This window comes from Pseudoduganella sp. S-14, assembly GCF_049913285.1.
Lineage (GTDB): Bacteria > Pseudomonadota > Gammaproteobacteria > Burkholderiales > Burkholderiaceae_D > Rugamonas.
Map to the genome: position 1 here is coordinate 5,860,697 of NZ_CP183991.1, position 19,599 is coordinate 5,880,295.

A 19,599-nucleotide genomic window follows, 5' to 3' on the forward strand; every position below is an offset into this window, starting at 1 on the left:
TACCAAGCAAAGTTCTCACTACTACCGGCAGGAGCATCCATGCCCACCCTTGAGCGAGCCATCGAAATCGCTGCCGCAGCCCATGCCGGCCAGGTTGACAAGGCAGGGCAGCCCTACATCCTGCATCCGCTGCGTGTGATGCTTCGCGTCTCTGCCAATGACGAACGCATGGCAGCGGTGCTGCACGATGTGGTTGAAGATACGTCGGTCACATTGCTGCAGTTGACGGAAGCCGGCTTTCCGCTTGAAGTCGTCGAGGCCGTTGAGGCCCTCACCAAGCGTCCTGGCGAAACCCGGCTACAGGCGGCGGCACGCGCTGCATCGAACCCGATTGCACGACTCGTCAAGCTCGCTGACAATGCGGAAAACAAGGACCTGAGCCGCATTACCAACCCGACCGAGAAAGACTTCGCGCGGGTCGAGGAATACAAACAGGTTCGCGCCCTCTTACTGGATTCGGATTCAAATTGACACGCACACTGGACATCGCACTTGCCCTTGGCCTCGGAGCAGTACTGCTCACGGCAGTTTTCATCTTCGGTGATCCTGCCTATTTGGGTCCATGGTATTACCTGCTGGCCTGGGGCGGCGTGATCGGCCTGATCCAGATTGGCAAAGCGCCTCCTTTGTCTACTTTGGGCGCTGCGACTGCCTTGACCGTGACCTTCCTCGGCTACTGGGTATGGCAAGCCTCGCTGGCGCGACCAGAGGGGTTGCTTGGACTCGGCCATTTGTTCTCACTGCCCGGCCTTGCGCTGGCGGCAGTCACCGTTGCAGTGCTCGCGCGGCGCCGTGGCCTGAAGCCAGCCAGCGCTTTTGCCGCGACCTTCGCCGCGTGTTCCGCAGGTTTCGGGATCGCGCAGTTCATTGTTTGCAGGACTGCCCTCTATTGCGGGGCGATCTCGGGAATGTGATTTGCTGAAGGAGTTTCCGCCATGAAGACTGCTATTGGACAATTCAATACCGTCGAAACTTACCTGCACCTTGGCCCTGACGGTACCGCGGTTCCACTTGAAGTCAACGAATCGTTCTGGCAAGACCTGACTTCGGGCGCTTTCGCCCACCTCGGGCCGGGGCGGCTGGTTTCCACTTATGACTTCGGCGAGGACTGGGCAAGCTGGGAGCAGCACCCGGCCGGCGAAGAAGTTGTCGTCCTGATTTCTGGTGCAATCCAATTCGTGCTGGAAGTGGATGACGGCGAACGCAAGGTTGAGTTAGACCAGCCCGGTCAATTCCTCATCGTCCCACGCGGCGCCTGGCACACGGCGAACATCGCGCGCCTGGCCAAGGTCCTATTCATTACTCCAGGCGAGGGTACACGCCACCGTCCGAGGGTTTGAAATTAGCCGTAGTTGCACCTCCTGGCGCCAAAGTCTCCGGTGTTTGCGCCGCATTCAATATGGGGGGCTGCATGAAGACTGTGGACAAAGGCAAAGTTCAGCCCGAGATATGCGCTGAGTGATCGCTGCGGGGCTGACGGTGCCGGGCGTCGCCAGCTAGCTACTTGAGCTTCTCGGCGTACATCTTGCGGAACTTGGCCACCTTGGGCGCCACTACGAAAGCACAGTAGCCTTGCAGCGGATGCTGGGCGAAGTAGTTCTGGTGGTAGTCCTCGGCCTTGTAGAACGGCGCGGCCGGCGCCAGTTCGGTGACGATCGGCGCATCCCAGACGTGGGCCATTTCGGCGATCACCTGCCGCGCAGTGGCTTCCTGTTCAGGAGTGTCGTAGAAGATTACGGAGCGGTACTGGGTACCAACGTCATTGCCCTGGCGATTCAGGGTAGTTGGATCGTGGATGGTAAAGAAGATGACCAGCAGGTCGCGGTAGCTGACTTGGGCCGGGTTGAATTCCAGCCGCACCACTTCGGCGTGGCCGGTTTCGCCGGTACACACCTGTTCATAGGTGGGATTCGGCTGCGCGCCGCCCATGTACCCCGATTCGACCTTGGTGACACCTTTCGCCTCCAGGTACACCGCCTCGGTGCACCAGAAACATCCACCGCCCAGGATTGCTACTTCAGCCATATCGCCCTCCTCACGTACCGGAAGTATTACTGTAGCGCAAATCGGCGCGCACTGCTCAAAAAGTGCCGCCTTAGCTAAAATCCCCGTCGCTTTCGCCAAAGGTTAGACTATCGTTCTTTGGCATAATCTCTTTGAAACAAACAGGTCCCGCATGAATACCAGCTCCCCACGCGCCACCTCGCGCGAGTTCGACAGTGTGCATTTTCGCCAGGCACTGTCGCAATTTGCCACGGGTGTGACCGTGATTACCACGCGGCTCGCTGATGGCAGTTTCCGTGGCTTGACGGCCAGCTCCTTCAATTCCGTCTCGCTCGACCCGCCATTGGTGCTGTGGAGCCTGGGCACTGGCGCCAACAGCCTGCCCATTTTCAGCGGTAACTCGCACTATGTGATCAATGTGCTGAGCGCCGACCAGGCCCCTTTGGCCAAGCTGTTTTCGACCCGCACGGGAGACCCGTTCGGCACGGTCGAATTCGAGCTGTCGCGCACCGGCCAGCCGGTCCTGAAGGGCTGCACGGCGTGGTTTGAATGCCACAACCGCAGCCGCTACCCGGAGGGCGACCACGTGATTTTCGTGGGCGAGGTTGAACATTGCGAGTTTGCCGGGAACGCACCGCTGGTTTTCCACGGCGGGAAGTTCCGCGACCTGTTGAGATGATTGATTTTTTATAAACAAAGAGAGACAGGAAGCATAATGAGCAAAGCCGCATTCCACTGGGACGATCCCCTGCTGCTGAACGACCAGCTGACCGACGACGAGCGCATGGTGCGCGACGCCGCCGCGGCTTATTGCCAGGACAAGCTGGCACCGCGCATCCTGGAAGCCTTCCGCCACGAGCAGATGGACACTTCCATCTTCCGCGAAATGGGCGAACTGGGCCTGCTGGGCCCGACCATCCCTGAACAATACGGCGGTCCTGGCCTGAACTATGTGGCTTACGGCCTGATCGCGCGGGAAGTGGAACGTGTCGATTCCGGCTACCGTTCAATGATGTCGGTCCAGTCCTCGCTGGTGATGGTGCCGATCTATGAATTCGGCACCGAAGCCCAGAAACAGAAATACCTGCCAAAGCTGGCCACCGGCGAATGGATCGGCTGCTTCGGCCTGACCGAGCCAAACCACGGCTCCGATCCGGGCTCGATGATCACCCGCGCCAAGAAGGTGCCAGGCGGTTACTCGCTGACCGGCTCCAAGATGTGGATCACCAACTCGCCAGTGGCCGACGTGTTCGTCGTGTGGGCGAAAGACGATGAAGGCGCGATCCGCGGCTTCGTGCTGGAAAAAGGCATGAAAGGCCTGTCCGCTCCGGCGATCCACGGCAAGTTCGGCCTGCGCGCGTCGATTACCGGCGAAATCGTGATGGACGAAGTGTTCTGCCCGGAAGAAAACGCCTTCCCTGACGTGCGCGGCCTGAAAGGCCCGTTCACCTGCCTGAATTCGGCCCGCTACGGCATCGCCTGGGGCGCGCTGGGTGCGGCGGAAGCCTGCTGGCACACCGCCCGCCAGTACACGCTGGACCGCAAGCAGTTCGGCCGTCCGCTGGCGGCGAACCAGCTGGTGCAGAAGAAGCTGGCCGACATGCAGACCGAAATCACCCTCGGCCTGCAAGGCTGCCTGCGCCTGGGCCGCATGAAGGACGAAGGTACTGCCGCCGTCGAAATCACCTCCATCATGAAGCGCAACTCCTGCGGCAAGTCGCTGGACATCGCCCGCGTGGCGCGCGATATGCTGGGCGGTAACGGCATCTCCGATGAATTCGGCATCATCCGCCATATGGTGAACCTGGAAGTGGTCAACACCTACGAAGGCACGCACGACATCCACGCCCTGATCCTGGGCCGCGCGATGACCGGCATCCAGGCCTTCCAATAAATAAATGGGGACGTACCCCATTTATTTACCCCATTTATTAAGAAAGCCCCGCTGCGAGCGGGGCTTATCGTTTGTGCTCAGATTGGCTGCGTCAGGAAGTTCAGATTGGCCGCCGCTGCAGTCTTTCCTTTTGTCGCGCCCTTCTTGCTGTCCGTCGACAGCTTCTGCCAGCGATCGACGAAATCGGACAGCGCATGCAGTAGCGCTACCTGGCCCTGCGCCTTGGCGATGACCTCGCCGAGCTCCTTGTGCAGGCGGCTCGATTCATCCACGATCTTCTGCGTCGGCGATTCAGTCGACACCGGGCCGAAGCGGTGCATGAACGCTTCATGCGCCTCGCGGAAGCGTGCAATCATGTTGGCCATGTCGAGATAGGCTGCCGCGGCTGCGGCACGCGCGCCATCGGTGCTGCCAGGGTCGGAGGCAGCGTCTTCGAATTCATTCTGCTTCGCTTTCAGCCGCCGCAAGGAGTCGAAGTAGTCCAGCATGTATTGTTCGGTGAGTGACGCCATCTTCGCCTCCATTAGTCATTGGCCTTCTTTTCTGCTTCTTCAATTTTCTTTTTGCCGTCTTCAACGCTGTCCTTTACAGCCTTGATGAAAGCCTGCAGTTCGCTGCGCCGGATATCCCAGCCGAGTTCCTCTCCCATTTCCGCCAGCCTTGCCTGGGCAGTGCCGGTGGCGCTGCGGCTGTTCGGAATTGGCGCCAGCAGGGCCGCAACCGCTGCTTCGTTCCTGGCGTTGGTATCCGCGTATTCGGCCTGGATCAAGGCCAGTCCTTCAGTATTTGCAACCAGGTTGTCGATCAGCGTTGCCGACAGCTTGTCGCCCGCCGCAACACGCGCCTGCAAGTCGCGCTGCTTTTCGCGATCGATGAAGGCGATTGCCTTGCGCTGGGCGAGCAGGGACTCGGCGCGGGCATCCAGGGAATTTTTCTCCACACGCCGGAATTCGCTCAACGAGGATTCAAGTTGGGCAATCAGGCCGACGCCGTGGTTTGCCTGCTCCATCGCCGGCTTTGGCGTCGAACATCCGCACAGCGCCAGCGCTACAGTCATCCAGAGGAAACGCATTACTGAACTCCTTTCGCGATGAACAGCAAAGCAATCGAGTTCATCAGGCTTGTAATGTCTTCCTTGCGCACACCCGCATCCCCATATTCCGCGAGTTGGTTGACGGTCGACGAGATCAGCACGTTCCACTGAGCGATGTTTCCTTCCGCGTAAGCGATGGCGCGCTCATGGTCGAGCGCATTGCGCTGGATATCGGTCTTGTTCACTTCCGCCGCCAGGCGCCCGTTGGCATCCAGGTAGGAGGCCGCACTCTTCCAGACCTTGGTCTTGTCTTCAAAGGCCCTGCCGGAAGTGGCTTTCGCCGTTTCGACAGGCGCCAACGCAGCCCGAACCTGCATCGCCGCCATCTCTGCGCTCACTGCCTGCAAGGCTTGATGACCATAGCTCAGCGAGCGAAGCTGCTCGAGCTGCCAGTTCATTTTCGACTCGAGCAACTGCAACTCCATTGCCTGTAGTTGGGCGTCCTTGGCGGCGGCATCGGCTTTTGCCTGCTCGAGGTTGCGCAGCAAAAGCGCAGCAGCCAGGCGCGGCTTCTTCGCTTCTGCAAGCGCCACGCGCGACTGGTCGAACCATTCAGCAAGGCTGGCCAAGGCAGCACCGGTCGCACCGCTCTCGCCCTTATCGTCGACGTTTCCCGCCAACGACGCCAGAGTCGTATCAAGCGCTTTCACCCTTTGCTCCGACACGAACTGGCGCGAGACCGGGTCCGGCAGCTTCTCGATCTTTGCCAGCGCTTCACCAAGCTCCCTGGCGATGGACTTCAATTTATCCTGTGCGCCCGAAGGATCGGCAGCGAGCTTTTCCAGCTCACCGCTATATTCCTTTGATAGCCTTGAAACCTGGTTACGCGCCTCGAGGCTCGCTGCCTTCGCACCGCCGATTGCAGCGCGGGCATCTGTCACCGCTTTCTGGGTAATCGCCAATGCGCCGGCCTTGAACGCGAAACTGGAGCCGACAGTCAGGGCGTCGCCGGTGCATTCATCGGCGGCACTCATCCAGGCTGCACGCAAGTATGCCGGCGCGCCAGCATGGGACTGCGCCCAATCGTCAAACGACTGCTTCGTCAACACACCGCAAGCAGGCATCTCGACACCGGCACGCGTGAATTCGATTTCAGCATCATGCAGGTTGCTCTTCGCCCTCGCCTCCTTCTTCAAGGCGGCAGCCCAGGCGACAGCAACTTGCGGCGAACCCGCCAGCGCCATCAACTGCTTCTCGATCGGGTCCTTCAATTGCGCTGCTACAGTGCCTTCAAAAACCATGGAGCGAATCAGGGCATCGCGCCTCGCTTTCTGCAGCGCCTCTTCTGTCTTGAGCTGTTCTGCCAACAGCGCTGCCTCTCCCTTGCGCGCTGCGCCAAGCTGGCCGCCGATGTCGACCGACTTCCAGGCTTCCTTGACGGCCTCGCCCTGCTTGTGCCGCGTTTCGCTATACACTGCACAACCGGTGAGGCTGAAAAATGCCGGCAGCAATGCGGCAAAACATATCGTTCGAAATTGCAAGTTACTCTCCTCCTCTAAAGGACCGACACCATGCCCCAGGATCACGTTCCAACTTTGTACCAATGGGTTGGCGGCACCGAAGCGCTGAACCGCTTGACCAATCGTTTCTACCAGCACGTCAAGGCCGATGCACTACTCGGCCCAGTCTTTGCCCATATGGGCGACCATCATCCCGCACATGTCGCGGCCTTCCTCGGCGAAGTGATGGGCGGCCCCACAGCATATTCCGAAGCACATGGCGGCCACGCACACATGATCCGGCAGCACCTCAACCGCCACTTATCGCAGGAACAGCGCCGCCGCTGGGTGGCGCTGCTGCTGGAGACCGCCGATGAACTGTCGATGCCGGATGATCCTGAATTCCGCTCGGCCCTGGTGGGCTACCTGGAATGGGGATCGCGGCTGGCCGTCATCAACTCCCAGCCCGGTGCGACGGTCGATGCCGACCAGCCGATGCCGAAGTGGGGCTGGGGCGAAGTCAAGGGGCCGTATAACCCTTAGTACTGCGCTTGCCCTCCTTCAGCGCCAGCGGGCGCACGTAAGTGAGCAGGCTGGCCAGCGTCTTGCCCGGTTCTTCCCACGGCATCATGTGGGCTGAATGCTCGAACCAGACGCTTTGCTTGTACGGCGCCTTGAGCTGCGCCATCCATTTCACCACCGGCTCGGTCGGCGTGGTGTAGTCATGCCGGCCGAGGAACATCACCACCGGAATCGGGAACTTCCTGATGGTGGAAAAATCCACCTCCGTCCACTCTTTCAGCACGGTACCGAGCGTCATCTGGCTGCCTTCGTCGATCGCCTCCCAATCGGCTTGGTCGTACTCGGGCGACAGCATCGGCGCGCGGAAGAAATACACCGAATCGCTCTTGTATGCGCTCAGGCCACCGTAATACTGCGGCCACTTGCGGGCAATGATGATGCGTTCGCGTGTAATCGGCTCGTTGCCGGGATACGGCGCGATGGATTCCATTTCCTTCAGCGCTTCGGCGTTATTGTGCTTTCTGGCCTGCTCGACGCCGAAGTCATAGCTGATCCGTTCGTTCTCGCGCATGTTGGCAATCTGGCCGATGCCGACATAGGCATGGAACAGGTCCGGCCGCTTCAGCACGGCGCGCGTGGAAACCACGGTGCCCCAGCTATGGCCGACGATGATCAGCTTGTCCTTCTTGTACTTGGAGCGCAGGTGCTCCGCCACTTCGATCGCATCGTCGACGAAGCGGTCGATGCGCAAGGTGCCGGCCACCGCATCCTTGTCGTTGGCACGCAGGGTCTTGCCGACGGCACGCTGGTCGTAGTGCGCTACAGTGAAATACTCCTCGATGGGACGCTGCCATTGCCAGGTCGTCGGCATGGCGGGAGACGCCGGACCACCGTGCACGAACAGGATCATCGGGTTGGATTGGTCCTGGCCGCGCACATTGATCCACTGGTCGATGCCGCCGATTCGGGTCTTGTAGGTTTCCTGCACGCCCTCCGGCGCGACAATGCGGGTCAGGTCTTCCACGGCGGCGCGGGCGCGCATGCAGGGCGGCGATTCGGCGCAACTCTGCGCCGCGGCGGCTGTACTGAGACACAGGGCAGCAAAGCCCAGCCAGACTGTTTTCATGCGGGGGTTCCTTTCGACAAATGGATTTGCGAAATGCGCGATGATAATAGTGCAATTTTTGCATCCCCGCTTGCCGCCGGGACGAAAAAAAAGCCGCCTTGCGGCGGCTTTGGGGAATGCCCGGCTTAGAATCGGTAGCCGACCGACAGGCTGACTGCCAGCGGGTCCAGCTTGATGTCCAGCGTCTGGCCGGTGGAGAAGTGGGCGGTGGTCTTGAGCTTGGTCTTGACCACGTTCAGGTCGGCGTAATAACGCTCGCCGAGCTTGGCGGTGGCGCCGAGCACCAGGCTGCCGGCGTGCTTCGCATCCAGCGAGTAGGTGGCCGGCTCGCCACCGGTATTCAGCACCGCAGTCAGCTGGGCGGAGCCGGTCTCCTTGCGGAAGTAGGCGTAGGTGTAGCCGACGCCAACGTAGGGACGCACGGTCGCATTCGGCTCGAACATGCGGTACTGCAGGAAGATGGTCGGCGGCAGCGCTTCGGCGGTACCCAGCTTGCCGGTGCCTTCGATCGAGCCGGCGCCGTACAGGGTGTGCTTGTACGGCACGCCCAGCATCAGTTCGGTACTCACGTTATCGGTAACCATGTAGCCGACGCTGAAGATCGGCTTGGTGTCGGAACCCACTTCGGCCTTGATGCCTGGCTTGGAAGGTGCGCTCACGTCGCCGGAAGTAACGTCCGGCGAAATGCGGTTGACGCCGATCTTCGCCAGCCATTCACCCTTGGATTGCGCCGATGCGCCCGATGCTGCGCCCAGCGCGGCCATCACGGCCAGCAGCTTTACAGCGGTGTTGATGCGTTGTGTCATGGTGTCTCCATTATCCTTTGATTACAGCCAGCCCTTGGCTACCATTTTTTCCGAAACATAGCGTGCCAGCAACAGGTGCAGGAACGGGGTCGGGTGCACGGTGTCGGCGTAGGAATAGTGGCTGACGTCGCCGGCCTTCAGGTTGCTGGCGTTGCAGCCGAGCGAATTGCCCAGCGGGTTCTTGGCAGGCGTCAGGTCGCAAGCCGTGTCGGTGACGTTGGTCAGGCCATAGGGCGCAGGATTGGTTGCCTGGTCGTGGCTGACGCTGAAGGTATCCACCAGCAGGATCTTGGCGTCGCCCGACAGGCCGGCCGACAAGGTGTCGTTGAAGGCTTTGACCATGCTGTCGATCAGTGCCCGGGTGCTGGCCGATTGCGCCAGGCCGGACGGAGTGTTGGCGATGTCCGGCATATTGTTCACCACCACGAAATTGGCACCGTTGGCCACGATCTGGGTCTTCACCAGTGCCACCAGTTCAGCACCAGCCTTGGCAATGTTCTGCACCAGGACCGGCGCTTGTGCGGCGGCGTAATCGGCACCAGCCTTGGTGCCTGCCGCAGTCGCATCGGCCTGCGCCTTGACGACCATCGGGCCGTACACGGTCTCCGAGGCAGCGGCGCTATTGCCCGCGTACACCGCAGCCTTCACGGCAGCTTCCACGATGCTGGCGCTGGTGCTACCGGCACGTGCCGCTTCGGTGGCGATGGCCAGCGAGATGGACTGCACTGCAGTGGCTGGATCGGTGGCGCCGGCTGCCAGTTGGGTGGCCAGGCTGGTCGCGAAGGCGGTGCTGCCGGCCGCAGTACCGGCGGCGGTAGCGCCAGCCGACAGTTGCTCAAGGCCGATCAGCACATCGTTGTTGCCGCCCATGACATAGACGATTTCATCGCCCTTGAACTTGCCGCCCACGGCAGCCAGGTGGTTCTTGACCTGGGTGACGATCGGCACGGTCAGCGCACCAAGCGGGCTGCCGGTCAGTTTGTTGCCTGGGCCAACAGGATTGGTCACGCGAGCGCCGCCCTGCGCATAGCCATAACAGCCTGCCTTGGCTTGCACCGCCACGCTGAAGCCCTTGCTGGCGTCGCCATCCAGGCCGGTCATGGCCGGGCATGGTGCTGGCAGGCCGACTTGCGCGGCCATCAGTTCGGTCCAGTTCTTGCCGGTCAGCGCCGGATTGGATTTGGTGTTGTCGCCGTTGATGGTGAAGGTGCCGCCGCCGATGGCTTGCACGGTGCCGACCTTGTAAGTACCCACGTCCGACAGGCTGTCGCCGAAGGAAACCTGGGAAGAGTATTTGAGTTTCGGGCTTTGATCGCCTGGGCGTGGATCGCTGCCGCCGCAACCGGCAATAACTGCCGCCGCCATGACCGTCATGGCAAGTTTGAAATGACGCATTGTGTCTCCAGAGGGAATGATTTTTTATGTGCTTTGCGAACGTGCGTGCTATTCGCTGCCGAACTAATATGCCAGCTTAGACTTGCTTGTTACAAGTAGAAATTTGTAAAAACAATAGCCTTGCACAATCAAGGGGCGCGACTGTAGCAGCCGCGCATCAGCATTGCAAGTCATGCTTGTTCCAGCCAGGGAGGATGGGCGAATTGCTGCTTCAGGAAGTCGACGAAGCGCCGCGTGCGCTGGGGGCGCTGGCGGGCGCTGGCCGGCAGCAGGGCAACGATGTCGGCCTCCGGCAATGCATGGTCGGGCAATACGCGGCGCAGGGCGCCGCTGCGCAGTTCAGCTGCGACGTCCCATTCCGAGCGCAGCAAGATGCCATGGCCATCGAGCGCCCATTGCTTGACCACGCGGCCATCGTTGCAAGCCAGCGTGGGTTCAATGCGCAGGGGCCGGTAGTGGCTGGCGCCGGGCGGCATCAGCTTCCAGCGCGTGGCGTCTTCCTCATTCTCGCGCAAGGCCAGGCAGGCATGGCTGGACAGTTGCTCCAGGCTGCGCGGGCTGCCATGGCGTGCGAGGTAGGACGGCGCAGCGCACAGGTAGCGCCGGTTGCGCGCCAGCACTTGCTGCCGCAAGCTGGAATCGCGCATCGGGCCGATGTGGATCACCACGTCCCAGCCCTCGTGCAGGCGCAGGTTCGGCCGGTCCGACAATTCCAGCTCGAAGGCCAGCGCCGGATGCTGCGCCCGGAAACGTGCCGCCAGCGGGGCGATGTGGGTGCTGCCGAAGCCGATCGGCGCCAGCACGCGCAAGCGCCCCGCCAGTTCATCGCGCTGCTCGTGCAGCGCGCGCTGCAGGGCTTCCATCTCGGCCAGGATCGCTTGCGCGCGCTCGGCCAGCAACTGCCCCTGATCGGTCAGCACAATCCCGCGCCCCTGCCGGGCGGCCAGCTTGAGGCGCAATTTTTCTTCGATCGCTTGCAGGCGCTGGGTGACGGAGGACGGCGTCACGTCCAGCAGGCGCGCCGTGGCCGATAGCGAAGGCTGGCTGGCCAGGGCGCAGAAAAAACGCAGGTCATCAGTGGATAGCATTAAGGCGGGCCTTAATCATGTAGTCAGGAAATCTTAAGCACAGACTGTATTCCATTCATTAGAATTTCGGCAATGAAAATTCCTGCCTTCCTCCTTGCCCTCGGCGCGCTGTGCTGCGTCCCCCTGCACGCCGCTCCGGCGCGCTTCACCCCTGCGCAGTTGCAGCAGGACCTGCAATTCATGCGCGAGGCTATCGAGAGCACGCACCCCGAGCCTGCACTGCGCTCCGGGCAGCAAGCCTATGAGCAAGCCTTCGAGGTGGCGCGCAGCAAGCTGGGCCAGCCCCTGTCGCGCGACGAGGCCTGGCGCGTGCTGGCCGCCATGAACCCGGTGTTCAACGATGCCCACCTCGGCGTGGTGTTCCCCGACTGGCGCTCGGAAACGCGGGAGCACCTGCAAGCAGGCGGCAAGCTGTTCCCGTTCGAAGTCATGATCGATGGCCAGCAACGCTTGCGCATCGTCGCTGCGCTGGGCGGCGGCAGCTCCGCGCTGGCAGGCCGCGAGATCGCGAACATCAACGGGCTGCCGGCGGCGCGCATCCTGCGCGAGCTGGGCGCGCTGGTGCACGGCGATACGCCGGCCTTCCGCAATAAACTGCTGGAGCGGCGCTTCTGGCTGTACTACTGGAAGAACTATGGCGCAACGGAGCGCTTTACCCTGCAGGCCGGCGGGCAGGTATTGGAAGTACCTGCAGCCTCGGTACTGCCGGCTGCGTTGGCGGGCGAAAAATCGTTTGAGCAGACTTTCCAGTTCCGCATCCTGCCGGGTGGAGTCGGACTGCTGACCGTCAACCAGTTCGCCTGGCCGGACAAGCAGCGCTTCTACGATTTCACAGAACGCGCCTTTACCGGCTTGCGCGATGCCGGCGCGCAGACGCTGTTGATCGATGTGCGTGAAAACGGCGGCGGCGACGACGATATGTGGAAGACCGGCATCCTGCGCTATATCGCGGACAAGCCCTACCGCAACGGCTCCAGCTACGTGAAGAAAGTGCTGGAAGGCCGCGCCGGCCCCGGCGAAAAAGTGGGCGACATCGTCAGCGGCAACGTCGATAGCTGGGTGCAGCCGGAGCCCGCGCATCCGCTGCATTTCAGCGGCAAGGTATTCGTGCTGGTGGGCGACCTGACTTATTCGTCCGCCATCCTGTTCAGCAATACGGTGCAGGACCACGGCTTCGCCAGGCTGGTCGGCGCTGGTGGCTATGCCTATGTGCGCCAGACCGGCGGCACGCAGAAACAGCACGTGCTGCCGAACACCGGGCTGGAAGTCGTGGTGCCGCGCTTCGTGCTCGACCGCCCGTCAGGCAAGCGCGAACCGGCGCTGCTGCAGCCTGACATCGTGTTGGCCGACGATCCTTTCGATCGCAACGCGCTGGTCAGGGCGCTGCTGGCGCATCCTGCCGCAGCAACGAATTGAAGTAACTGCGGGCGGCCAGCAGGCAGGGGGCGCCGGCCAAGCGGGCGTGATACGCGTCCATCAGCAGTTCGTTGGCGCTGCGGCCACTTTTCGGCGCGTCTTCCTGCGCCCTTTTCATGGCCTCTTCGCTAATCAGGACGAAGCTGCGGCGGGCATCCCTGAACTCGTCCTGTGCGCCCAGTTCTTCCAGGTCGACCACGGTCGGCGGCGCGCCATGTTCGCTGAAATATTCCGCCGCAGCGGTGGCATTGAAAAATGGTACCGAAGGGTCCCTGCTGCCGCCGCATAGCAACAGCGGGCTTTGCGGTGTGTAGTTGCGCAGATCGTTTTTCAGCATCCATTTGCGCAGGTTGTTGGCAGGCGTGCAGTCGCCGTCGTCGCAAGGATGCTGGGCCAGGTCTTGCAGGTAGGCGTCGCGGTAGCTGGTGCGTACCAGGTGCGGATTGCTGAAGTAGACCGACGCCCCCCTGCCCTGCGGCAGCGAGTCGCGCGCGAAGAGGGCGGCCTTGGGAAGCTTGCCCTGCTTGACCAGTTCCTTGCGCGTCATCTTGGTAGGGAACAGCGTTTCGATGCCGCCGGCGTACTGCAGCTCGTACAGCTCCTCCGGCTTGCTGTAGACCGCCGCGCCGGCGCGCTGGGCGGAAGTGGCAATCAGCGGCAAATAGATGGTGATGCCGGCATTCGGCTGGCCGCTGAATACCGTGTCGGAAAAGCGCGCCATCGCATACGGTCCGGACAATCCTGCGGCGGCAGTAACCTTGAATTCACTGCCCTGCTGCATGGCGCGCTGCGTGGCAAGCGCGACGTGGCCGCCCTGCGAGTAGCCGGCCAGGAACAGCTGCGGCGCTGCCTGGACCTTGAGCTGCGCCATCGCACTGCGGGCAGCGCGCATGGCGTCGATCATGTCGGCCGATTGCTGCTCGGCGTTCAGGTAGGGGTGGTAAGGCAGCGAAGAACCGTCATAGCCGGCGTAATTGGGCGCTACGACGATATAGCCCTGTGCTGTAAACAAGGCCGCCACCAGCTTGGCTTCGCCGCGCAGGCGCGCCATATTGTGGTCCTTGGCGGTCGAGGTGCCGTGGGCGTACAACAGCACCGGCCGCGGCCCCTGGCAGACCGGGTCTTCGCCGGACGGCAGGATCAGCGCGGTGCTGGCGTCCGTCGGTTCGCCGCTGCCGCCGATGGTGCTGTAACGCAGGCTATAGGTGGTGATGGTGCAGCGCGGCGTACCGGCAAATTGGGCCAGGGTGCTGCCGGCCTTCTCCAGCACTTCGGCCAGCATGGCCGGCTCGATGCGCTTGGAGGTGCTGAACACGCCGGTTTCGATGCGGGACAGGGTGGGACCGGAAAGCAGGGTGCCGCGTTCAGGGACGGCCAGCATGGTGCGCGAGACGGTGGAGGATTCTGCTGCGACGCAAGAAGGTGGAGGAAAGGCTGCAACCAGGATGGAAAGATATGTCGCAATTTTCCGAATAGGGCGCATATTGGCCTCCGTGCATGTGCAGGAGAATGCCGCCCAACCTGAACGCGCGGCACGTATGAATGATGTAAGCATACTCCTCCAGCTACCCGGACAGCGCGCCGATTGGCTATGCTCCCCCCTCAAGCATCCACCGACAAGCATCACGCCTAGGCAGGCGAAAATCCGCAAGTGGTATTTCTGTCGTTGGCTCACAACATAGCTGACCAAGCACCTTAGCCTTATTACGCATCAAGATCCATGCAAGCCAATGTGCCACCATGGCTTTTCTGATCGATTGACAAGGACTCAAGCATGGCCACTAAGCTATCCGTTGACATGAGTTCAGGAGGCAGAAAAGCGCAGGGATTTTGCACGCCGAAGGATGACAAGACGCCGCAGGTCATGCACGTTCTGCCGAAGCGCGTCGTTCCAATTCTCTTCTTGCCCGGAATTATGGGTTCGAACTTGCGCATGAACGCGGAGCGTCAACAGCGCTTAAACAAATCCAATAACGTCGCTTGGCGTCCGGACAAGCTGAATGAGGTAACAGAGTTCCTTGAAGCATCACCTGTTCGGCGCCAACTGCAATTGGACCCGCAAACAACCGAGGTGGATTGCTACGATGGCGGAATGGCGCCCACCGGAAATACTCATGAAAATGCCGGTCAACGCCAGGATCACAGCAAGGTTAGAGTCGCACTCCGCTTCGAAATCGATTCTCCGTTGCTTTCGGACGACCCGCCTTCCGTCACACCGCGCCGGACCAAAGAAGAAAAGGCAAGGGAGCGAGGATGGGGAGAAATACTTTTCAACAGTTACAGACATATTCTTGAGCAATGCGAACAGCATCTGAACCGCCATGACCCTGATCGCTATTGGAAAAAAATCATTGGTCACAATCCTGCTGAGTGGGGAGCTGTAGCGAATCCTGCGATCACGCCATTGACTGAGGAAGAATTCAAGGCTGCGACAAAGGATTGCTTGTTCCCCCTCCACGCCATGGGGTACAACTGGCTGCAATCCAACGAAGACTCGGCACGCATCGTTTCGAGAAGAATCAAGAACCTCATACTTGACTACCAAAGAAGCGGCTTTGCTTGTGAGAAGGTCATCGTCATCAGCCATTCCATGGGCGGTTTACTAGCCCGTGCATTGATTCATCCGGATATGGGCAACATCAATGACAAAATACTCGGGATCGTACATGGCGTTATGCCTGCACTCGGGGCACCGGCGGCCTACAGGCGCATGCGCTGTGGCTTTGAAGAAGGCAAGATGGGGATGAACCCAGCGCCAAAGTTTCTTGGAAATTTCGGCAATGAAGTCACTGCAGTTCTCGGTAATGCACCCGGAGGCCTTCAACTGCTTCCCAACTGCGCCTATGGGAATGGCTGGCTCGAAATTCGGCGCAATGGCCTTCTTGTCGATCAATTTCCAAAAAACGGCGATCCCTATGAGGAGATCTATTGCCTGCGTAATCGATGGTTCGGCTTACTGCGAGAAGAATGGCTGAATCCAGCGGGAAGTCAAAGTGCCGGGATCGCGAGAACTACGAAATTACTCCGTGAAGCCAGGCAGTTCCATCTCGACTTAGTCGACACCTTCCACGAGCAAAGCTATGCGCATTATGGTGCTGACGCAGCACGCCCATCCTGGGACAAGATCGTCTGGAACCTGAACGATACGAACGCTGATCCCGCATGGATAGACTATCGCATCACCAACGACAGCAGGCAGGGGAAGTTGGCACTTACCGGAAAGACAATCAAGGGTACCCCCATAACCGGCGTCAGCGCAGAACTTGGTCCTTCACAAGGAGCAGGCGATCAAACAGTCCCGCTCCGTTCATCGGATCGTCAACTCTTAAGCAATCGGTTCAAGGCAATCTTTCGCCAGACCGGGTATGAACATCAGGCCAGCTTTAGCAATGACGATGTCTTGCATTCGACGATGTTCAGCATCATAAAAATGGCCGCCACAATGAAATGGGGAAGCCATGCGTAGCCTCATCACGGCAATGGCGATGCCGCTAGCAATCGTTCTGCTTCTCCTGCCTGACGACAGCGCTTCGGCCGAATATCAACATACAGGGAACAAAAAAATGAACTCAACTTCGAACAGACTTGTCGAGGTTAACGCAGCGAAAAGCACCATCTGCGTCGGGCGATTCCTGATCGATGTGCCCAAAGGTGCGGCAGTTGTTTACGGTCCGGCGCGCGTCCCGTTCCATTTATCGAGGCTTGAAGGTGAAGGGCCAGGCCTGGACAGCGAAGTCAAACGAGCGCTTGCAAAAATTGAGGAGAATCGAGAGTTCGCGCGAGGCGCATTGAAAAAAAAAGAGTCAATGCTGGGCAAGGTCCTGGCTGGCATAGGGGGGCAACACAAAATGGTTGTTGGCATCGGGCGCGGCAGCTTCGCCGATTACAACGTCCAGTCATTCCTCCGGCTTGGAGATGACCTATTCTTGCAGGAGTACGAAGTTGACGGCGAAGGTGATGCTTACCTTGAAGCGGTAGCTTTACTGATGGAGGTCGCACGCTCTTTGCGCGTCCGCCCATCCAACGAAATTCCAAACGAACCGGGACTTTGCCTGGACGGAGCTTTCCTCCGCGAGCCTGCTCGCTATATGCTGGAAGAGGTCACGCTAGGCATTCGGCTGCCGCAATTCGAAGACGTCCACATGGCAATCGAAATGACGAAGAAGGAAATCCTTATTGAGTCGGATGCATTGGAACCCAGGATGAACCATGCAAAACAGGCGGCCTTCGCATCTGGCATGGGAAAGTGGTACTCACGAATCAAATTCCTTCGAAGCGGTTACCGTCACTTAGGGGGCTGGGAAGGGTTCGAAGTACTTGCCCGTAAACCCGCGCAAGAATTTGAAGGCGAAAGCCATGAATTCGCCTTCCAAAGCCACGGTGAGCCCAAGAACCCTCTGCTGCCAGTGCTTCAGATTGAATTGCATACCGGCGTCAAGGGAAACACCACTGGAGGTACCAAACCCTCCATTAGTGACGAAGAAGCAGTCTTCCTGTGGGACACGATCATTGGCTCGATCAGGCCGAGGCCAATTAGTGGGCAGCGCTAACCGGAGGAGCGTTTACGACTTCAGGAAACGCTCAATGATGCCGGTCGAACCGAAAGCGGCGCGGCGCAGGCGATCGTTGACGCCCAGCCAGGCATCGCCTGTCGGCGGTGCTTCCACGAGGATCAGCTCGACCTGTTGCTGGTCCATCGCGCGCAACGCGGCATACACGCCATAAGCATACCCCTTTGGCTCGGCAGGGAGCGTCACATTTGCTTGAGTCAACACAAACGGCGAGTAGTGGATCAGCGCGGCACTACGCCCTCGCAGCTTGAGTTCCGCAAGGGTTTTTTCGATGTCGCCAGTGGGCAACAGTGCCACCGGCGCTTTCGGCGCGTAATGCGACTCCAGGGTGCCGGAAGCGCGCGGCGCGGCCTGATCGGGCTGGCGCGGCATGATGCCGATCACGTCGGCAATCTGCTGCGCGGTGATGTGGCCGGGACGCAGCAGCACCGGGCCGTGGCTGGCCAGGCGCGACATGTCGAGGATGGTGGATTCGATGCCGACCTGGCTCGATCCGCCATCGAGGATGGCTGCCAGGCGCGGGTCGTCGCCGAATTCGTCATGCACGTGTTGGGCGGTAGTCGGGCTGACATTGCCGAACTTGTTGGCCGATGGCGCAGCCACGCCGCCCTTGCCGTCCTTGAATGCTTGCAGCAGGTGCATCGCCACCGGGTGCGACGGGCAGCGGATGCCGACCGTATCCTGGCCGCCGGAAACGGCGTCGGGAATATGCGTGTTGCGCTTCAGGATCAGGGTCAGCGGGCCGGGCCAGAAGGCGCGCACCAGGGCGCGTGCTTCGTCGGGTACTTCGGTGGTCCAATAGTCGATGTCGGCGCCGGGGGCGACGTGCACGATCACCGGATGGTCCTGCGGGCGGCCTTTGGCAGCGTAGATCTTTGCGACGGCGGCCGGGTTCTCCGCATCCGCACCGAGGCCGTACACGGTCTCGGTAGGGAATGCGACCAGGTCGCCATTCGCCAGCGCAGCTGCTGCGCCGGCGATGTCGCGGGATGCGGCGTCGGTCATGCTTCGATCCCGAGGATGGCGCAGGCGGCGTTGAGGTGCTGCTGCGCTTCGGCCAGGGTCGGCGCGACGAACGTCAGGTGGCCCATCTTGCGGGCACGGCGCGGTTCTTCCTTGCCGTACAGGTGCAAGTTGGCGCCTGGCAGCGCCAGCACCTTGTCCCACGCCGGCTCGCGCACCGTGCCAAGCGGGTTGAAGCGCGCTTCGGCGCCGGGCAGTGGCAGCCCGGTATTTTCCACCGGATCGGCGACCACCTCGGCTTCGTACCAGATATCGCCAAGCAGGTTCAGCATGACCGCCGGCGAATGCTGACGCACATCGCCCAGCGGCAGGCCGGCCATGGCGCGCACCTGTTGTGCGAACTGGCTGGTGACGCAGGCGTCGATGGTGTAGTGACCGCTGTTGTGCGGGCGCGGTGCCATTTCATTGACCACCAGCGAACCGTCGGCCAGCACGAAGAACTCGATGCACAGCACGCCCACGTAGCCCAGTTCGGCCACGATGGCTTTCGCCGCCGCCTGTGCCTTGGCGGCGCAGTCGGCGGTGATGTTCGGACCGGGCACGGTAGTGGTGAACAGGATGCCGTCGCGATGCACGTTCTCGGCAATCGGGTAGACCACGGAGGCGCCGTCGGCGCCGCGCGCGGTCAGCACGGAAACCTCATACGCCAGCGGCAGCATCTTCTCCAGCAGGCAGGTGACCTGGCCCATGCCTTCGAAGGCCGCGCGCACGTCGTCGCGCGACTTCACACGCACCTGGCCCTTGCCGTCGTAGCCCATGCGAACGGTCTTCAGGATACCCGGCAGCAGGTCATCGGGAATCGCATCGATGTCGGCATCGGTGGCGATGATCTTGTGCGGCGCCGGCATCACGCCCGACTTGGCCGCGCTGGCGACGAAGAAAGCCTTCTCCGCAATACGGTCCTGCGCCACGGACACGCCGTGCGCATTCGGCGCCACGAAAACCGATTGCGCCAGGCGCGACAGGCTGTCGGCCGGCACGTTTTCGAATTCAGTGGTCACGGCCACGCATTGCGCAGCCAGTGCATCGAGACCGGCGGCATCGCTGTAGCCGGAATTGATCAGGCGGTTCGCCGCCTGCCCCGCAGGGCAGTCGGCGGACGGTTCCAGCACGGCCACGTTGTAGCCCATGCTCTGCGCGGCGTGCGCGAACATGCGGCCAAGCTGGCCGCCGCCCATGACACCGAGCCACGCTGGAGGATTTTTTACATCGGTACTCATAC

20 protein-coding genes are annotated in these 19,599 nt (G+C 61.0%); 9 read left to right on the top strand and 11 right to left on the bottom strand.

What is annotated here, in order from left to right:
- The first annotated feature begins 39 nt into the window (after positions 1-39).
- Genes ACN9MZ_RS27110 through ACN9MZ_RS27120 form a run of 3 tightly spaced genes read left to right on the top strand, consistent with a single transcriptional unit; the run spans position 40 to position 1,340 of the window.
- Positions 40-471: an HD domain-containing protein gene (locus ACN9MZ_RS27110; protein WP_426339903.1), complete on the top strand. Its 432-nt coding sequence runs from the start codon at positions 40-42 to the stop codon at positions 469-471.
- On the top strand, positions 468-914 hold the full coding sequence (locus ACN9MZ_RS27115) for a hypothetical protein (protein ID WP_426339904.1): 447 nt from the start codon (positions 468-470) through the stop codon (positions 912-914). Before ACN9MZ_RS27110 ends, ACN9MZ_RS27115 begins: the two co-directional genes overlap by 4 nt.
- Positions 915-935: 21 nt before the next feature.
- Positions 936-1,340 carry a cupin domain-containing protein gene (locus ACN9MZ_RS27120; RefSeq protein WP_426339905.1) on the top strand — a complete coding sequence of 135 codons (405 nt, stop codon included), beginning with the start codon at positions 936-938 and terminating at the stop codon, positions 1,338-1,340.
- A gap of 160 nt (positions 1,341-1,500) precedes the next feature.
- Here the strand turns inward: ACN9MZ_RS27120 and msrA are convergent, their stop codons facing one another.
- The gene (msrA, locus tag ACN9MZ_RS27125; RefSeq protein ID WP_426339906.1) at positions 1,501-2,025 is read right to left on the bottom strand and encodes a peptide-methionine (S)-S-oxide reductase MsrA; all 525 of its coding nucleotides are present in this window, start codon (positions 2,023-2,025) and stop codon (positions 1,501-1,503) included.
- A gap of 151 nt (positions 2,026-2,176) precedes the next feature.
- On the opposite strand from msrA, the gene ACN9MZ_RS27130 reads away from it, so the two are divergent.
- On the top strand, positions 2,177-2,683 hold the full coding sequence (locus tag ACN9MZ_RS27130; RefSeq protein ID WP_426339907.1) for a flavin reductase family protein: 507 nt from the start codon (positions 2,177-2,179) through the stop codon (positions 2,681-2,683).
- A 36-nt stretch (positions 2,684-2,719) separates the two neighbouring features.
- Positions 2,720-3,898 carry an acyl-CoA dehydrogenase gene (locus tag ACN9MZ_RS27135; protein WP_426165322.1) on the top strand — a complete coding sequence of 393 codons (1,179 nt, stop codon included), beginning with the start codon at positions 2,720-2,722 and terminating at the stop codon, positions 3,896-3,898.
- 77 nt (positions 3,899-3,975) lie between these two features.
- On the opposite strand, the gene ACN9MZ_RS27140 is transcribed toward ACN9MZ_RS27135, so the two are convergent.
- The 3 genes from ACN9MZ_RS27140 to ACN9MZ_RS27150 are packed head-to-tail and all read right to left on the bottom strand — an operon-like array spanning position 3,976 to position 6,589.
- Positions 3,976-4,410, bottom strand: a complete 435-nt coding sequence (locus ACN9MZ_RS27140; protein WP_426339908.1) for a hypothetical protein — start codon at positions 4,408-4,410, stop codon at positions 3,976-3,978.
- Between the two features lie 11 nt (positions 4,411-4,421).
- On the bottom strand, positions 4,422-4,970 hold the full coding sequence (locus ACN9MZ_RS27145) for a hypothetical protein (RefSeq protein WP_426339909.1): 549 nt from the start codon (positions 4,968-4,970) through the stop codon (positions 4,422-4,424).
- Positions 4,970-6,589: a hypothetical protein gene (locus ACN9MZ_RS27150; RefSeq protein WP_426339910.1), complete on the bottom strand. Its 1,620-nt coding sequence runs from the start codon at positions 6,587-6,589 to the stop codon at positions 4,970-4,972. Before ACN9MZ_RS27150 ends, ACN9MZ_RS27145 begins: the two co-directional genes overlap by 1 nt.
- Here ACN9MZ_RS27150 and ACN9MZ_RS27155 point away from each other — a divergent pair.
- The gene (locus ACN9MZ_RS27155) at positions 6,566-6,973 is read left to right on the top strand and encodes a group II truncated hemoglobin (protein ID WP_426339911.1); all 408 of its coding nucleotides are present in this window, start codon (positions 6,566-6,568) and stop codon (positions 6,971-6,973) included. The two genes, ACN9MZ_RS27150 and ACN9MZ_RS27155, sit on opposite strands and share 24 nt — an antisense overlap.
- Here the strand turns inward: ACN9MZ_RS27155 and ACN9MZ_RS27160 are convergent.
- From ACN9MZ_RS27160 to ACN9MZ_RS27175, 4 genes are all read right to left on the bottom strand, one after another.
- The gene (locus ACN9MZ_RS27160) at positions 6,951-8,078 is read right to left on the bottom strand and encodes an alpha/beta fold hydrolase (RefSeq protein WP_426339912.1); all 1,128 of its coding nucleotides are present in this window, start codon (positions 8,076-8,078) and stop codon (positions 6,951-6,953) included. The genes ACN9MZ_RS27155 and ACN9MZ_RS27160 overlap by 23 nt on opposite strands.
- Before the next feature lie 125 nt (positions 8,079-8,203).
- Positions 8,204-8,884, bottom strand: a complete 681-nt coding sequence (locus ACN9MZ_RS27165) for an OmpW/AlkL family protein (protein ID WP_426339913.1) — start codon at positions 8,882-8,884, stop codon at positions 8,204-8,206.
- A gap of 21 nt (positions 8,885-8,905) precedes the next feature.
- Complete coding sequence (locus tag ACN9MZ_RS27170) at positions 8,906-10,279, bottom strand: SGNH/GDSL hydrolase family protein (RefSeq protein ID WP_426339914.1); 1,374 nt, start codon at positions 10,277-10,279, stop codon at positions 8,906-8,908.
- A 170-nt stretch (positions 10,280-10,449) separates the two neighbouring features.
- Positions 10,450-11,367, bottom strand: a complete 918-nt coding sequence (locus ACN9MZ_RS27175) for a LysR substrate-binding domain-containing protein (RefSeq protein ID WP_426339915.1) — start codon at positions 11,365-11,367, stop codon at positions 10,450-10,452.
- A 72-nt stretch (positions 11,368-11,439) separates the two neighbouring features.
- Between ACN9MZ_RS27175 and ACN9MZ_RS27180 the strand changes: the two genes are divergently transcribed.
- Positions 11,440-12,783 (top strand): S41 family peptidase, encoded by a 1,344-nt coding sequence (locus ACN9MZ_RS27180; protein WP_426339916.1) that lies wholly within the window; start codon positions 11,440-11,442, stop codon positions 12,781-12,783.
- Here the strand turns inward: ACN9MZ_RS27180 and ACN9MZ_RS27185 are convergent.
- A complete protein-coding gene (locus ACN9MZ_RS27185; protein ID WP_426339917.1) occupies positions 12,743-14,266 on the bottom strand; it encodes an alpha/beta hydrolase family protein in 1,524 nt (507 codons plus the stop codon). The genes ACN9MZ_RS27180 and ACN9MZ_RS27185 overlap by 41 nt on opposite strands.
- A 291-nt stretch (positions 14,267-14,557) precedes the next feature.
- Here ACN9MZ_RS27185 and ACN9MZ_RS27190 point away from each other — a divergent pair, with 291 nt between their 5' ends.
- Both ACN9MZ_RS27190 and ACN9MZ_RS27195 read left to right on the top strand, forming a co-directional pair.
- Positions 14,558-16,249, top strand: coding sequence for a lipase/acyltransferase domain-containing protein (locus tag ACN9MZ_RS27190; RefSeq protein ID WP_426339918.1), 1,692 nt, complete (start codon positions 14,558-14,560; stop codon positions 16,247-16,249).
- Positions 16,242-17,333, top strand: coding sequence for a T6SS immunity protein Tli4 family protein (locus tag ACN9MZ_RS27195; protein WP_426339919.1), 1,092 nt, complete (start codon positions 16,242-16,244; stop codon positions 17,331-17,333). Before ACN9MZ_RS27190 ends, ACN9MZ_RS27195 begins: the two co-directional genes overlap by 8 nt.
- 12 nt (positions 17,334-17,345) lie before the next feature.
- Here the strand turns inward: ACN9MZ_RS27195 and ACN9MZ_RS27200 are convergent, their stop codons facing one another.
- Both ACN9MZ_RS27200 and ACN9MZ_RS27205 read right to left on the bottom strand, forming a co-directional pair.
- The gene (locus tag ACN9MZ_RS27200; protein WP_426339920.1) at positions 17,346-18,359 is read right to left on the bottom strand and encodes an L-threonylcarbamoyladenylate synthase; all 1,014 of its coding nucleotides are present in this window, start codon (positions 18,357-18,359) and stop codon (positions 17,346-17,348) included.
- Positions 18,356-19,597, bottom strand: coding sequence for a 5-(carboxyamino)imidazole ribonucleotide synthase (locus tag ACN9MZ_RS27205; RefSeq protein WP_426339921.1), 1,242 nt, complete (start codon positions 19,595-19,597; stop codon positions 18,356-18,358). Before ACN9MZ_RS27205 ends, ACN9MZ_RS27200 begins: the two co-directional genes overlap by 4 nt.
- Positions 19,598-19,599: the final 2 nt, after the last annotated feature.